Origin of the sequence: Streptomyces sp. R41 (assembly GCF_041053055.1) — a bacterium.
GTDB lineage: Bacteria > Actinomycetota > Actinomycetes > Streptomycetales > Streptomycetaceae > Streptomyces.
Genome location: NZ_CP163443.1, coordinates 9,403,012 through 9,417,254, shown reverse-complemented (window position 1 = coordinate 9,417,254; position 14,243 = coordinate 9,403,012). Strand labels below are relative to the sequence as shown.

The window sequence follows — 14,243 nt, the reverse complement described above, 5'->3', positions numbered from 1 at the left end:
TGTGCGCTCCTGTTCTTCCGATGCCGGTTGGCGTGCACGTGACCGTGGCCAGGAGGTGGGATGTGGGGATGTTGAATGCCGGGGATCGGCGTGGCCCCGGGACTGCCGTGGGTGCCTGGCGGGACCGGAGTGAGCACCACGACCGGTCCCGCCCGTCCGCACCTTCCCGGCGAACGTTTTCCTGAAAGACGGGCCTGGCGGGAGCGCCCCGAAGGGGCGCGGGGAACCGCGCGACCAGCCCCATCCGGCCCGCAGTTGCAAGACCGCCCTAGCGCTTCCCCGCTTTACGCGTAGCCCGCAGCCACTCCTTGTTCATGCTGGTGATGGAGAACAGCGGGATGCCCTTCGGGCAGGCGGTCGCGCACTCCCCGGTGAGGGTGCAGCCGCCGAATCCCTCCTCGTCCATCTGCGCCACCATGTCGAGCACCCGGGTCTCCCGCTCGGGCGCGCCCTGCGGCAGCACGTTCAGGTGATTGATCTTCGCCGAGGTGAAGAGCATGGCGGCCCCGTTCGGGCAGGCCGCCACACACGCCCCGCAGCCGATGCACTCGGCGTGCTCGAAGGCGAAGTCCGCGTCCGGCTTCGGCACGGGCGTCGCGTGCGCCTCGGGCGCCGCGCCGGTCGGGGCGGTGATGTAACCGCCGGCCTGGATGATCCGGTCGAAGGCCGACCGGTCCACCACCAGGTCCTTCACGACAGGGAAGGCCGAAGCCCGCCACGGCTCGATGTCGATCGTGTCGCCGTCCTGGAAGGACCGCATGTGCAGCTGGCAGGTGGTGGTGCGCTCGGGCCCGTGCGCGTCGCCGTTGATGACGAGCGAGCACGCGCCGCAGATGCCCTCACGGCAGTCGTGGTCGAAGGCGACCGGGTCCTCGCCCTTGAGGATGAGCTCCTCGTTGAGGGTGTCGAGCATCTCCAGGAAGGACATGTCGGCCGAGATGTCGTCCACCTCGTACGTGGACATCGCTCCGTCGGCGTCGGCGTTCTTCTGCCGCCAGACGCGCAGGGTGAGCTTCATGCGTAGCTCCGCTGAGTGGGGTGGACGTACTGGAAGACCAGGTCTTCCTTGTGCAGGACGGGCGCGTCGCCGGTGGCGGTGAACTCCCAGGCGGCCGCGTACGAGAACTCCTCGTCCCTGCGGGCCGCTTCGCCGTCCGGCGTCTGGGACTCCTCGCGGAAATGACCGCCGCAGGACTCGGCCCGGTGCAGCGCGTCGAGGCACATGAGTTCGGCGAGCTCGAGGTAGTCGACGATGCGGTTGGCCTTCTCCAGGGACTGGTTGAACTCCTCGCCCGTGCCCGGGACTTTGATGCGCCGCCAGAACTCCTCACGGATCTGCGGGATGCGCTCAAGTGCCTTGCGCAGCCCGGTCTCCGTACGCGCCATGCCGCAGAACTCCCACATGAGTTCGCCGACTTCGCGGTGGAAGGAGTCGGGCGTGCGGTCGCCGTCGACGGCGAGGAGCAGCCGAAGCCGGTCCTCGGTCTCGGCCAACACCTCCTGGACGACGGGGTGTTCGTCGGTCACCTCGTCATGGTGCGGGTTGCGGGCGAGGTAGTCGTTGATCGTCGACGGGAGGACGAAGTAGCCGTCGGCCAGGCCCTGCATCAGGGCCGAGGCGCCCAGCCGGTTCGCGCCGTGGTCCGAGAAGTTGGCCTCGCCGATCGCGAACAGGCCCGGGATGGTGGTCTGGAGGTCGTAGTCGACCCACAGTCCGCCCATCGTGTAGTGCACGGCGGGGTAGATCCGCATCGGGACCGTGTACGGGTCCTCGGCGGTGATCCGCGCGTACATGTCGAAGAGGTTGCCGTACTTCTCCTCGACCTTCGCCCTGCCCATGCGACGGATGGCGTCGGCGAAGTCCAGGTAGACGCCCTGGCCGCCGGGGCCGACACCGCGGCCCTCGTCGCAGACGTTCTTGGCGGCGCGGGAGGCGATGTCGCGGGGCACGAGGTTGCCGAAGGACGGGTAGATGCGCTCCAGGTAGTAGTCGCGCTCGTCCTCGGGGATCTCGTTCGCCGAGCGGGTGTCGCCCTTCGCCTTCGGCACCCAGATACGGCCGTCGTTGCGCAGCGACTCGCTCATCAGGGTGAGCTTGGACTGGTGGTCGCCGGTGCGCGGGATGCAGGTGGGGTGGATCTGGGTGAAGCAGGGGTTGGCGAAGTAGGCACCGCGCCGGTGCGCCCGCCAGATCGCGGTGGCGTTGGAGTTCATGGCGTTCGTCGAGAGGTAGAAGACGTTGCCGTAACCGCCGCTGGCGAGGACCACCGCGTCCGCGTAGTACGTGTCGATCTTCCCGGTGATCAGGTCGCGGGCGACGATGCCGCGCGCCCGCCCGTCGACCACGATCAGGTCGAGCATCTCGGTCCGGGGGTGCATCTCGATGTTGCCAGCGGCGATCTGCCGGGACAGCGCCTGGTAGGCGCCGAGCAGGAGCTGCTGACCCGTCTGGCCTCGGGCGTAGAACGTCCGTGACACCTGGACGCCGCCGAAGGAGCGGGTGTCGAGCAGACCGCCGTACTCGCGGGCGAAGGGCACGCCCTGCGCGACGCACTGGTCGATGATCTCCACCGAGATCTGCGCCAGCCGGTGGACGTTCGACTCGCGCGCCCTGAAGTCGCCGCCCTTGACGGTGTCGTAGAAGAGCCGGTGGATGGAGTCGCCGTCGTTGCGGTAGTTCTTCGCCGCGTTGATGCCGCCCTGCGCGGCGATCGAGTGGGCGCGGCGGGGCGAGTCCTGGTAGCAGAACTGGACGACGTGGTAGCCCTGTTCGGCGAGCGTGGCGCCGGCCGATCCGCCCGCCAGGCCGGTGCCGACGACGATCACCGTGTGCTTGCGGCGGTTGGCGGGGTTGACCAGCTTGGCCTCGAAGCGGCGGGTGTCCCAGCGCTCGTTGATCGGACCGGCCGGGGCCTTGCCGTCGACGACCGGCTCCCCGGTCGCGTACTCGGTGTATGCGGTCATGTCAGCTCACCACTCCAGTCATGACACCGACGGGTACGGAGATGAAGCCCGCCGTCAGCACCAGCGCGAGGGCGTTGGCCACGGTCTTGAGGGCGCGGTCGCGGGTGCGGCTGCCGGCGCCCAGGGTCTGTGCCGCGCTCCAGAAGCCGTGCCGGATGTGCAGGCCGAGCGCGAGCATCGCGACGATGTAGATGACGTTGCCGTACCAGGTGGAGAAGGTGTCCACGACGTTCTGGTACGGGTGGCCCTCCTGGAAGCCGCCGGAGTGCACGGTGCCGGTCGTCAGGTCGAGGATGTGCCAGACGATGAACAGGCCGAGGATGATGCCGCCCCAGCGCATGGTGCGCGTGGCGTAGCTCGCCCGCGGCTTCTTGTGGGCGTACTTGCTGGGGCGCGCCTTGATGTCGCGCCGGCTGAGCTGGTACGCGGAGACGGCGTGCGCGACGACGGCGGCGACCAGCACCACGCGGATGAGCCACAGCGTCCACTCGTAGTGCATGAAGGGTTCGCCCACGGTGCGCAGCCAGTGCGCGTAGTGGTCGAACTCGCCCGCCCCGAAGTAGATCTTCAGATTGCCGATCATGTGGGCGACCAGGTACAGCACCATGATCAGTCCGCTGACGGCCATCACGGTCTTCTTGCCGACGGAGCTGTCCCACACGGTGCGCGCCATGGACGGCCGTCGGTCCGTCCGCGTTGCCAGAGCCATGTCACGGAACGTTAGGGCCCCAGGGGCCGATCGGTCCAAGACATGGTCCGGCTCGATTCCATAGGTGTGGACTATCGTGGCAGTGTGCAGTTCCAACAGCTCCAGTACTTCGTGGCGGTCGCCGAGACCCGGCACTTCACCCGGGCCGCCGATCTGGTCCATGTCGCCCAGCCGTCCCTGTCCCAGCAGATCAAGGCGCTGGAGCGGGAGTTGGGGGCGGATCTGTTCCTGCGGGCACGCGGGAACATCACGCTCACGGACGCGGGCGAGGCGCTGCTGCCGCTGGCCCGGCGCATCCTGGCGGACGCGGACACGGCCCGGCACGAGGTGCAGGAACTGGCCCAGCTGCGCAGCGGCCGGGTCCGCCTCGGCGCGACCCCGAGCGTGTGCACCGGTCTGCTCCCGGACGTGCTGCGCGCCTTCCACGACCGCTATCCGGGTATCCGGCTGCTGATCGAGGAGGGCGGTTCGCACGATCTCGTACGAGAGCTCGCGCGCGGCGCGCTCGACCTCGCGCTGGTCGTCCTGCCCCTGCCGACGCCGTCCCCCGCGCTGACCACGGTGGAGCTGCTGCGCGAGGACCTGGTGGTGGTGTCGTCGCCGGAAGCCCCCGCACCCGGCCGCGGTCGACGCACGGTCCGTGTCGCCGATCTGGAAGGTGAGCGTCTGGTGATGTTCCGGCATGGCTACGACCTGCGAGAACTCACGGTTGCCGCCTGTCGCGCCGAGGGCTTCGAACCCGACTTCGCCGTCGAGGGCGGCGAGATGGACGCCGTCCTCGGCTTCGTCCGGGCGGGGCTCGGCGTGGCCGTCGTACCCCGCATGGTCGCGACCCGGTCCGGGCGGGGGCTGCGGGTGACACCGCTGGCCCGGCCCGGGCTGCACCGGACGATCGCGCTGGCGCATCGCAGCGATGTGGCTCCGCCGCGGGCGGCCCGGGAGCTGCAGCGGATGCTGCTGGAGCGCTGAGGCGGGTGGAAAACGTCCGGGGCGGTTGATCTGGCGCCGTCCGTCCGCCTGTCCGCCTGTCCGCCTGTCCGCCCGTCCGCCCGTCCGCCCGTCCGCCCGTCCGCCTGTCCGCCTGTCCGCCTGTCCGCCCGTCCGTCCGCCCGTCCGCCCGTCCGCCCGTCCGCCCGTCCGTCCGCCCGTCCGCCCGTCCGCCCGTCCGTCGGCCTCGACAGGTTGTGCACGCTGCCGGTTCGTCTGCGGTCCGGTGGTGGGTCGGGGCCGTGCCCGCGTCGCCGTCGACGGGTTGTGCGCACTGCCGGTTCGCCTGCGGTCCGGTGGTGGGTCGGGGCCGTGCCCGCGTCGCCGTCGACGGGTTGTGCGCACTGCCGGTTCGCCTGCGGTCCGGTGGTGGGTCGGGGCCGTGCCCGCGTCGCCGTCGACGGGTTGTGCGCACTGCCGGTTCGCCTGCGGTCCGGTGGTGGGTCGGGGCCGTGCCGGAGCATCCGTCCTCGGTCTGGCGCGGAATCGGTCGGCTTCCGAGAAACCCGGCGGTGACGCGCCATCCGCTGCGGGCGGACGTTCCGGCACGTCCCCTTGCGTGCGTGGGCGACTGCGGGTGCGTCGTGGCGCGTGTACCTGGCAGACATTCCGGCACCTCCCCCCACGCGCGTCGGCGACCGCGGGTGCGTCGTGGCTTGTGCACCTGGCGGACGTTCCGGTACGTCCCCTCGCGTGCGTCGGCGACCGCGGGTGCGTCGTGGCTTGTGCACCTGGCGGACGTTCCGGTACGTCCCCTCGCGTGCGTCGGCGACCGCGGGTGCGTCGTGGCTTGTGCACCTGGCGGACGTTCCGGTACGTCCCCTCGCGTGCGTCGGCGACTGCGGGTGCGTCGTGGCTTGTGCGCCTATGGGGCTGCGGTGCTCATGCAGCCGTGCTTGGTGCGGGCAGGCCCTGTAGTCGTCACCACGTTGGGATGAAGCCCCCGTCGATGACCAGGTCGCTGCCGGTGATGTTGCGGGCGCGGTCGCCGGCGAGGAAGAGGGCCAGTTCGGCGACCTCCTGCGGCTGGGAGAAGCGGCCGGTGACCGTGGCGCCGGCCGCCCCTGCCACCACCTCGTCGGGGGTGATCCCGGCGGCGGCCGAGACGGTCGCGGCCACGCCGTCGCCGCCCAGCCACAGCTCCGTCTCGACCGGGCCCGGACTGACGGTGTTGACCCGGATGCCCTTGGGGCCGACCTCCTTCGACAGTGCCTTGGAGAAGGCGACCAGGGCGGCCTTGCCTGCGCTGTAGTCGATCACCAGGGGGTCTGGCAGGGTGGCGTTGACCGAGGCGATCGTCACCACCGAGCCCCGGCCGGCCTCCAGCATCACCGGTAGGGCGGCGCGGGTGACCCGTACGGCCGTCAGCAGGTTCAGGTCGACGGTGCGGGCCCAGTCCTCGTCGGTGATCGAGAGGAAGCCGCCGGTGCGGGCCGGGGCCGAGCCGACATTGTTGACCAGGACGTCGATCCGGCCGTCCGCCGCCTGCACGAGCTGTTCGGCGGCACCGGGTTCGGTGAGGTCGACGGGTACCCAGGTGACGGTGCCGTGCTTGATCAGCGCGTCCAGGCCCGGCGAGGTGGTGCGGGATCCGGCGACCACCGTCGCCCCCGCCCCGGCCAGCGCCTCCGTGACGGCCAGTCCGATGCCCTTGCTGGCGCCGGTCACGACCGCGGTCCTGCCCTGAAGTTCCGTGCTCATTCGTCTCGACTCCTTCGCTGCGGCACCCGGCCACCGGGCGCCGATTGGATGTATGTCCCGTCAGGCGCCCGTTGCGTCGCGGCCGTGGATGTCCTGGTCGGCCGGCCACTGAAGGGCCACAGTCCGCCAACCGTGGTCTACGACCTGGGAGTGGCCGCGGTCGGGGAACTGCTTGAGGTCGGTGACCGCCGGCGAATCGCCGTAGAGCTTGTAGGCCAAGCGGGTCACCACGTCGGGGACAGTGTGGTCGGCCTGGCCGGAGATCATCAGCAGCGGTCCGTGTTGTCGGTGGCCACGGCCGCCGGGGACCGTCGGGCGAAGTTGGCGAACGCGGCCTGGAAGAGCGGCCGGCCCGGCGAGGGGATGGTGAGGCGGGCGTGCAGGTCGTCGGACACGGCCGGCGGCAGCGCGTTGCCGAGGCCGTAACGGAACTGCGCGGCGGTGAGGGAGACGGCGCGGCGGCGGTTCGCGGGATTGCCGAGGACCGGGAAGCCCGCGCGCGGCTGCGCCGGGGGCAGCGCCTTGACACCCTTGATCTGGGCCGGGCCGATGGCCACGGCGGCCCGGCCCAGGCCCGCGCCCAGCAGCTTCGCCGGATGCGCGGCCTGGCGTTCGATGTCCTCGCGGTGCAGCCGGGCCAGTTCGGCGTGGGCCGCGCGCCGCTCGTTCGGTGTGGCGGACTGCAACAGGGCGGAGCGGACCAGCGGATGACGGAAGACCAGGTCTCCGGTGGCGCCGTCCACGGTGAGCAGACCGCCGGCGAGCGCCGCGTCGACGTTGCTCATCCGGTAGCGGGCCCGGCCGGCCGGCGCGGGCGCTCCGCCCGTGGCGGCGCCGTCGAGAGCGGCCCGCAACAGCTCGGTGCGCTCGGCCCGGGCGAGGGCCTGGATCCGGTCGCCGTAGAGGTGCTCGACGCGCCGGGACAGCGGCAGTTCGCCCGACCCCGCGCCCCGGCCGAGGGCGCGCGGCAGCTCCAGCAGGGCGAGGCGGGTTGCCCTGCGCCGGTTCCAGGACCTGGCTGCGGGCGCCGGTCGGCAAGTGCGGGGCGCGCTCGTCGAGCAGCCGGGCCGCCGCGTCGGGGGCGAGCGGCGGGACGATCAGCCCGGGCAGCCCGGCCGCGCCCCTGGCCGAAGCGGTGTCGGCGCGTAAGCCGATGGCCATCCGCACGGCGTGCCCTGCGAGCCGACGCGCGATGAACCGGCCGACCTCGGCGCTTTGCGGGTCGAACCAGTGGGCGTCGTCGATCGCCACGAGCAGCGGCACGTCGCCGGAAGCCAGGGCCGGCAGGTCGAGTACGGAGATGCCGAGGGCCATCACGGACGGTGCCTCGCCCGTCGTACCGCCGAAGACGATGTCGAACGCCGCGCGGGTTCGATCGTCGAGGTCGGCGGCACGCGGGAGCAGCGGATACAGCACCTGACGCAGGCCGGCGAACGGCAGCCCGGTCTCCGCTTCGACGCCGGCCGCGCGGATCACCCGGTGTCCGAGTGCGGCGGCGTCCGCCGCTGCCGCGTCGAGGAGGACGCTCTTGCGGGCCCCGGCCTCGCCGCGCAGCAACAGGGCCCGGCCGTCGGGCGACGCGGCGAGCCGGGAGAGCTCGGAGAGCTCACCCTCCCGACCGACGATCTGCTGTTCGTCCGCCATCCGCCCACTCTCTCCCCCCCCGCTGCGGCTCACGCTATCGCCGAGCACAGCCGGGGGCATTCCTGTGGGTCGTCCCAGTCGTCGGCAGCCGACGAACCGGGACGTACGGAGCAACGGTCAGGGGCGGGTGGCCCTGCGCCTGCGGGCGACCAGCAGGAGAGCGGCGCCGGCGGCCACGACGACGCCGGCCGTCGCGGCGATCAGCGGAGTGGCGCTGGAGGAACCCGTCTCGGCCAGTGGCGCGGCCGAGTCGGTCGGGGTCGCGCCGGCCGCCGACGGGGAGTTCGACGACGGGGCGGACGACGCGCTCGACGACGTACCGGTGGACGTGGCAGTGGCCGGAGCGATCGAGGCCGGGGTCGTCGAGCTCGGGGTCGTCGAGGTCGCAGTGGCCGACGGAGTAGCCGTGTCGCACACCGGGGACGTCTTGGTGTCCTCGAACGTGTCGCCGCCGTCGCCGGCCGTCACCACGATGTGGATCGAGACGGGCTTGTCGTGCCTCGGTATGGCGTACGTGTGGTGGAGCTCATCGCGGAAGGTGAACAACGGCGCGAGGTCCTTGCCGTCGTCCGTCACCTCGACCGTGTTGATGACCTGGACCGTGTAGTTCGTCAGGTCGACGGTCACCTGCGAACAGGTCACCGACCAGGCGGGGGTGTGGGCCGAGGCCGGGGTGGCCGTCAGCCCGACCCCGACGGCTGCCGCGGAGGCCGCCGCCAAGGCAGCCGGGCGGCGCCACGCACTGAAACACCGGCCGGTCCTGCACGCTGTCTGCACGGGTTCCCCGGGAGGCTACGGAGTTCGTATCGAAGTGAAACAGGCGGCACAGTACTACCGCCGTTCACAGGAGCCTCAAGGGGGGGCCGACGACAACAACGCCGTGGGAGTGCGTGGCAGTTGCTGCCGAGGTGTCGCGGGCCCGTACCAGTCGTCCGGGCCCGCGTACCGCGCGTCGTCAGCCGGTCGCGTCCACCAGCGCCAGTTCGTGCAGCCGCTCCGGCGGGCCCGGGCGGGCGTAGTACCAGCCCTGGGCCGTGTCGCAGCCCAGTATCCGCAACTGCTCGGCCTGGGCGCCCGTTTCCACGCCCTCGACGGTGACCGCGAGGTCGAGGCTGTGGGCGAGGGAGACGATGCCCTCGACGATCTTCAGGTCGACCGGGTCCGCGGGGAACTGCTGCATGCCCTGGGTGAAGGATCGGTCCAGCTTGAGGATGCTGACCGGCAGTCGGCGCAGGTTGGCGAGGTTGGAGTAGCCAGTGCCGAAGTCGTCGAGGGCGATGTCCACGCCCATTTCGGCCAGGCGCCGCAGCGGCTTGAGGAGGTCGTCGTCGGCGCCGATCAGCGCGGACTCGGTGACCTCCAGGCAAAGCGCGTCGGCGTCGAGCCCCTCGCGCTCCAGGATGTCGACCGTGTCCTGGACCAGGCCGGGATGGGTCAGCTGGCACGGCGACAGATTGACGTTGATCCGCAGCGGGCCCGCGTTGGCGTGTCGTTCCTGCCAAGCGCGGGCCTGGCGCACGGACTGCTCCAGAACCCAGCGGCCGAGCGGAACGATCAGCCCGGTGTGCTCGGCGAGCGGGATGAAACGGTCGGGGCCCAGCACGCCGTGCTGCGGGTGCAGCCAGCGCACCAGCGCCTCGGCGCCGCGCACGCTGCCGTCGCCGAGGTGCACCAGCGGCTGGTACTCGATGAAGAACTCGCCGCGGTCCAGGGCGGCGGGCAGCGCGGTGGTGAGTCCGTGCCGGGTGATGGCGCGAGCGTCGGCCTCGGGGTCGGCGAGCTCGAAGCGGTTGCCGCCCGCGGACTTGGCCCGGTACATGGTGATGTCGGCGCTGCGCAGCACCTCTGCCGGGCCGCGCTCACCCGCCGGGCCCTCGACGATGCCGATGCTGCCGCGGACCGTCAGTTCACGGCCGTCGATACGGACAGGGGTCACGAGGGCGTTCATGATCCGGTCGGCGAGCGCGTCGACCTCGCGCTCGGTGTCGGGGCCCGTCGTGAGCGCCACGAACTCGTCGCCGCCGAGCCGGGCGACCATCTCGCCGGGGGCGGTCGCGCAGGACTGCAGCCGGTCGGCGACCTCGACGAGCAGTCGGTCGCCGGCGGCGTGCCCGAGGCTGTCGTTGATGGTCTTGAAGCCGTCGAGGTCGAGGTAGCACAGGCCGAAGCGCTGGCCCTCACCCGCGGACAGCGCCTTCTCCAGGCGCTCGAAGAACAGGGTCCGGTTGGGCAGTCCGGTGAGCGCGTCGTGCGTGGCCTCGTAGCGCAGCCGCAGATTGAGCAGCCGCCGCTCGGTGGTGTCCTCCATCAGCGCCAGCTGGTACTGGGGTTCGCCATCCGCGTCCCGCAGGAGCGAGACCGTCAGATTGGTCCACAGGGCGGTGCCGTCGGGACGGTAGAAGGCTTTTTCGACGTGGTAGTGCTCGCGCTCGCCGCGTACCAACTCCTCATACAGGCGCCACACTTGGGGAGCGTCCTCGGGGTGCGTCCACTCGGGGACCCTGCGGCCGCGCATCGACTGCTCGGAGCCGCCGAACATGCGCAGCAGGGCCCCGTTGACCTGCAGTATGTTGCCTTCGAGGTCGGCGATGCCGATCCCTATGGCCGCGCCCTCGAACACCGCGCGGAAGCGGGCCTCGCTGGCGTGCAGCGCCTCGGCCACCGCGCTGCGCGCGTTCAACGCCGCCTGGGAGATGGCCTCTTGCTCGGCGAGCGTCCGCTCGCGCAGCGCCTGCGCGAATCCGGCGGCCATGGCGTGCTGCAGCCGTGCCGACCGGGTCCGCAGCGCCTCCTGGGGCCCGTCCTCACCGCAGTAGAGCACCAGATACGCGTCCACGCAGTCGAGGGCGCGGCTCAGCGCCTCCGGGTCGGTGCAATGCGCGGCGACGAGTGCGGCGCCGACCGCCTGGCCCTCGGACGCGTCGAAGGTCCTGGCCCGCAGCGCGTCGCTCAACCGCCGGGCGAGCGGCACCAGTTGTTGCTCGAACTCGGGTCGGGTCAGCGACGTCGAGGTGACCGGGAAGACGGCCCGGCTCCAGATCGTCGCGAACCGGCGCAGTCTGTCCTCCGGCCCGTCCGGCTCGGCGGTCACGCCGTGCGCCCCACGCCGGCGAACCCGGAGAAGGAATAAGGATCCTCGTCCTCGAGTGCCGTGTCGGGCCGCCAGTTCGGCATCGGCACCAGTCCGGGTTCCACCATGTCGTACCCCTCGAAGAACCGCGCGATGTCCTCGCGCGAGCGCATGATCAGCGGGTTGCGGATGTTCTTGTAGACGTCCACCGCGCCCTCGGCCCGCTCCGGAGGGAGCGGAATTCCCTCATAGGAGGCATGCGTGACGACGAGCAGGCTGCCCGGCGCGAGCGCGTCGCGCAGTTCCGCCACCGCTGCGTACGGGTCGTCCGCGTCCTCCACGAAGTGAAGTATGGCAACGAGAAGGAGGGCGATCGGCCGGTTCAGGTCGATCAGATGCTGAACCTGAGGGCTTGCCAGGATCTCCTGGGGCTTGAGGAGATCGGCGGCCACGACGTCCGCGCCCTCGTTGCCCCGCAGGACGGCCTGACTGTGCGCGACGGCCACCGGGTCGTGGTCGACGTACACGACGTGCGCGCCGGGTCTGGCCGCCTGGGCGACCTCGTGGACATTTCCGAAGGTCGGGATGCCTGAACCGATGTCCAGGAACTGGGAGATGCCCTCGTCGGCCGCGAAGCGCACGGCGCGGCGCATGAACGCCCGGTTCGCCTGCATGATCTTGGGAAGTCCCGGCATGAACTCCATCGCCTTGCGTGCCGCTTCCCGGTCGACCTCGAAGTTGTGCGAACCGCCCAGGTAGTAGTCATACATACGGGACACGCTCGGCACCGAGATGTCAATGTTCCGGGGGGCCCAGGCGGGACGCTCCATCTATCTCTCCAAGGCGTAGTCGACGGCGTAGGCGATCCGGTGTTCGAGCTGAGGCTACTGATCGCCCGCCAAAGGAGCGAGCCAAAACGGAAATTGACCGTCCGTTCCCGGTCACTGCCTCCGGCAAGTGCCGAATTGGCGCCCCGCGAACGCCGCTCGAGCACGCCACTCACCGCCCCTGCGAAATCGCTGCGAAGCATTCCAAAAAGCTCCGAAGAGTTACGAAGAGTGGTCACGGTATCCGCAGAGTCGCCAAGGTCATTCACAGCTCAACAGTCGTAGCACGCCAAGATCTTTCACCGATCGGCATCGTGGAACGGCCAAGATCTTTCATTGCTCAACAGTCGTGGCCCGCCAGGGCCTTTCACGTCCGGGCACGCCAAACGGCCCGCCCCCTCCGTGCGGTGCGGAGGGGGCGGACCCGGGGTCGCGCGCGTTGTTCCGTTCGTCCGGCTCACTTGCCTGTCTGCGTCCCCTCCCTTCCGCGTTTCCGTTGCTGTCTGGCGAGGCGAATCAACCCTGGGGAGGTGATCCTCTACTCCGACGCGCCGACCGGCTTTCCGTCGGGCGAAACGGCGTACCACGTGCCGCCCACGCCCTGACCGTTGGTGTCCCCGGGAGCCGTGTCACCGGAGAAGGTGTAAATGGGCCAGCAGTTGACCGTCATCTGCTTGACGCCGTCCGGGCGGGTGAAGCCCATGAGGCCCTTCTTCTTGACACCCTTGGTGTCGTCCGCCGAGACCGGCGAGACCGCCGGCCACTTCTCCAGGCAGGCGCCGGTGCAGGCCGACTTCGAGACGGGCCAGGCCTGGTCCTTCATGAAGCGGTAGACGGTCATGCCGTTCTTGTCGACGACGATGTCGCCGAGCTTCGGGTCCTTGCGGACCGACAGGCCGGGCAGGTCGGCCAGGGTCGCCTTCTTGCCATTGGGGGCCGACGCGAACCAAGTACCGCCCACACCCTGGCCGTTGGTGTCCCCGGCCTTCGTGTCCTTCGCATACCGGTACATCGGCCAGCCGGCAATGGTCAGCTGCTTCGTGCCGTCCGATCGGGTGACCTCGCCAAGAAGCGTCTTGTCCACGCCGGTGGCGGCCTCGGCGCCCTCTGCGGGCACGGGCGGCCAGGCCTTCGCGCAGTCTCCGTCACAGCTCGACTTCGGCGGTTCGGCCGTGTCCTTGTCGAAGCGGTAGAGGGTGAACCCGGCGCTGTCGGTCAGCACCTTGCCCAGCTTCGTGCTTTCGGTAACAGCGAGCTGACCTGCGGATTCCGCCTGGGCCGCGGCGCTCTGCTGGGTCCCGGAATCGGCACCGTAGCCATTGCCGGGGCTGGTGCTCGATCCATAATCACCGGCGGCCGCGGTGGCTCCCACGTTCTGGCTCCCCGTCGACTGGGTGCCCTGTTCCTGACCGCACGCCGTCGTGAGCGCCAGCACGGCCGCAGCTGCCGCTACGAGTGAGGCGCTCCGCCAGGAGGTCTTCATTGGTAACTCCCGCTGTTCGCATTGGTGTTGCAGCGCCCTGCTGCGCCGCGCATGGCCCTAGGTACGGGCGGGAGCGGTGGGAGTGTTCAATCGGCTCACAAATTTCTTTCCGAACCCTGTGACGCGAGCCGCGAGGTTCGCGCATGTGTGCGCACCCATGGGCGCGTCCCACGCGGTCCGTCAAACCGCCGGAAGGCGCAAGTCCCCCCTTCGGGGGCAATCCCCGGCACTCCGGCGTACGCGGCCGCCGTACGACCCATGATCTTCGTCGTGCATGGACCCAAACGGACCCGATCCGCCCTCGTCATACGGGTGTTGGCGCTGCTCGCGCTCACCTGGATTCTCACCGGCGCGCCGAGCGGAACGGCCGCGGCCGACGCGTGCGCGTACGCCTCCACCGGCCCGGACGGCGACGGGACCACGGCGGTGGCCGTCGCGGGGAGCGGTGCGATGGCGGTCGCCGGGGACACCGCCTGGTGCCCCACACCACCACCGCCCTGCCCGTCACCGACACCCACACCGACCCCTACGCCGACGCCCACCCCGAAGCCGACGCCGACCCCCACGCCCACTCACGCGCCGAGACCCGAACCACCGCCTCCCCCGCCCCCTCCTCCGCCGGCGCCGACACCACGGCCCGTGGCGCCGCGGCCCACCCCCACGCCACCACCGACGCCGAGTGCGCACCCCAAGCCCCCGAAGAAGCGTCCCAAGCTGTCGCCGACCCCGGTGAGTTATCCGGCGTACCACTCCCCGCCGCACAAGCACGCACCCCGCAGCGGCCCGTCGCTGGTCTCGCTCACCCTGCTCATCACCGCGCCCGCGGTGTTCGCCGTCGCGGCGCTGCGCCCGCGCTGA

The 14,243-nt window shown here is 70.8% G+C and carries 12 protein-coding genes and 1 pseudogene; 2 read left to right on the top strand and 11 right to left on the bottom strand.

The features are described 5' to 3' along the window. Positions 1-268: 268 nt before the first annotated feature. Genes AB5J53_RS42780 through AB5J53_RS42770 form a run of 3 tightly spaced genes read right to left on the bottom strand, consistent with a single transcriptional unit; the run spans position 269 to position 3,637 of the window. The gene (locus AB5J53_RS42780; protein WP_369250966.1) at positions 269-1,018 is read right to left on the bottom strand and encodes a succinate dehydrogenase/fumarate reductase iron-sulfur subunit; all 750 of its coding nucleotides are present in this window, start codon (positions 1,016-1,018) and stop codon (positions 269-271) included. Beyond that, positions 1,015-2,964 carry a fumarate reductase/succinate dehydrogenase flavoprotein subunit gene (locus tag AB5J53_RS42775; RefSeq protein ID WP_369250965.1) on the bottom strand — a complete coding sequence of 650 codons (1,950 nt, stop codon included), beginning with the start codon at positions 2,962-2,964 and terminating at the stop codon, positions 1,015-1,017. The genes AB5J53_RS42780 and AB5J53_RS42775 overlap by 4 nt, the downstream gene beginning before the upstream one ends. Position 2,965: 1 nt before the next feature. Next, positions 2,966-3,637 (bottom strand): succinate dehydrogenase, encoded by a 672-nt coding sequence (locus tag AB5J53_RS42770; RefSeq protein WP_369252829.1) that lies wholly within the window; start codon positions 3,635-3,637, stop codon positions 2,966-2,968. A gap of 120 nt (positions 3,638-3,757) precedes the next feature. Here AB5J53_RS42770 and AB5J53_RS42765 point away from each other — a divergent pair, with 120 nt between their 5' ends. Next, positions 3,758-4,642, top strand: coding sequence for a LysR family transcriptional regulator (locus AB5J53_RS42765; protein WP_369250964.1), 885 nt, complete (start codon positions 3,758-3,760; stop codon positions 4,640-4,642). A gap of 939 nt (positions 4,643-5,581) precedes the next feature. Here the strand turns inward: AB5J53_RS42765 and AB5J53_RS42760 are convergent. From AB5J53_RS42760 to AB5J53_RS42725, 8 genes and pseudogenes are all read right to left on the bottom strand, one after another. Next, positions 5,582-6,361, bottom strand: a complete 780-nt coding sequence (locus AB5J53_RS42760; protein ID WP_369250963.1) for an oxidoreductase — start codon at positions 6,359-6,361, stop codon at positions 5,582-5,584. Positions 6,362-6,421: 60 nt separating this feature from the next. After that, on the bottom strand, positions 6,422-6,628 hold the full coding sequence (locus AB5J53_RS42755; RefSeq protein WP_369252963.1) for a hypothetical protein: 207 nt from the start codon (positions 6,626-6,628) through the stop codon (positions 6,422-6,424). Further along, positions 6,628-7,215: a hypothetical protein gene (locus tag AB5J53_RS42750; RefSeq protein ID WP_369252961.1), complete on the bottom strand. Its 588-nt coding sequence runs from the start codon at positions 7,213-7,215 to the stop codon at positions 6,628-6,630. Before AB5J53_RS42750 ends, AB5J53_RS42755 begins: the two co-directional genes overlap by 1 nt. A 337-nt stretch (positions 7,216-7,552) precedes the next feature. Then, a pseudogene (locus AB5J53_RS42745) lies at positions 7,553-8,005 on the bottom strand (ATP-binding protein); the annotation flags it as partial. Between the two features lie 117 nt (positions 8,006-8,122). Then, positions 8,123-8,725 (bottom strand): LAETG motif-containing sortase-dependent surface protein, encoded by a 603-nt coding sequence (locus AB5J53_RS42740; RefSeq protein ID WP_369250962.1) that lies wholly within the window; start codon positions 8,723-8,725, stop codon positions 8,123-8,125. 235 nt (positions 8,726-8,960) lie between these two features. Next, entirely contained in the window at positions 8,961-11,096 is a 2,136-nt protein-coding gene (locus AB5J53_RS42735) for a putative bifunctional diguanylate cyclase/phosphodiesterase (RefSeq protein WP_369250961.1), read from the bottom strand. After that, positions 11,093-11,905: an SAM-dependent methyltransferase gene (locus tag AB5J53_RS42730; protein ID WP_369250960.1), complete on the bottom strand. Its 813-nt coding sequence runs from the start codon at positions 11,903-11,905 to the stop codon at positions 11,093-11,095. Before AB5J53_RS42730 ends, AB5J53_RS42735 begins: the two co-directional genes overlap by 4 nt. 535 nt (positions 11,906-12,440) lie before the next feature. After that, a complete protein-coding gene (locus AB5J53_RS42725; protein ID WP_369250959.1) occupies positions 12,441-13,385 on the bottom strand; it encodes an SCO0930 family lipoprotein in 945 nt (314 codons plus the stop codon). A gap of 270 nt (positions 13,386-13,655) precedes the next feature. Here AB5J53_RS42725 and AB5J53_RS42720 point away from each other — a divergent pair, with 270 nt between their 5' ends. Beyond that, positions 13,656-14,243, top strand: coding sequence for a hypothetical protein (locus tag AB5J53_RS42720; RefSeq protein WP_369250958.1), 588 nt, complete (start codon positions 13,656-13,658; stop codon positions 14,241-14,243).

Bases quoted from the DNA above. Each gene is read 5' to 3' on its own strand.
- AB5J53_RS42725 (WP_369250959.1), bottom strand. From the start codon at position 13,385: ATGAAGACCTCCTGGCGGAGCGCCTCACTCGTAGCGGCAGCTGCGGCC.
- AB5J53_RS42775 (WP_369250965.1), bottom strand. From the start codon at position 2,964: ATGACCGCATACACCGAGTACGCGACCGGGGAGCCGGTCGTCGACGGC.
- AB5J53_RS42730 (WP_369250960.1), bottom strand. From the start codon at position 11,905: ATGGAGCGTCCCGCCTGGGCCCCCCGGAACATTGACATCTCGGTGCCG.
- AB5J53_RS42760 (WP_369250963.1), bottom strand. From the start codon at position 6,361: ATGAGCACGGAACTTCAGGGCAGGACCGCGGTCGTGACCGGCGCCAGC.
- AB5J53_RS42780 (WP_369250966.1), bottom strand. From the start codon at position 1,018: ATGAAGCTCACCCTGCGCGTCTGGCGGCAGAAGAACGCCGACGCCGAC.
- AB5J53_RS42755 (WP_369252963.1), bottom strand. From the start codon at position 6,628: ATGATCTCCGGCCAGGCCGACCACACTGTCCCCGACGTGGTGACCCGC.
- AB5J53_RS42770 (WP_369252829.1), bottom strand. From the start codon at position 3,637: ATGGCGCGCACCGTGTGGGACAGCTCCGTCGGCAAGAAGACCGTGATG.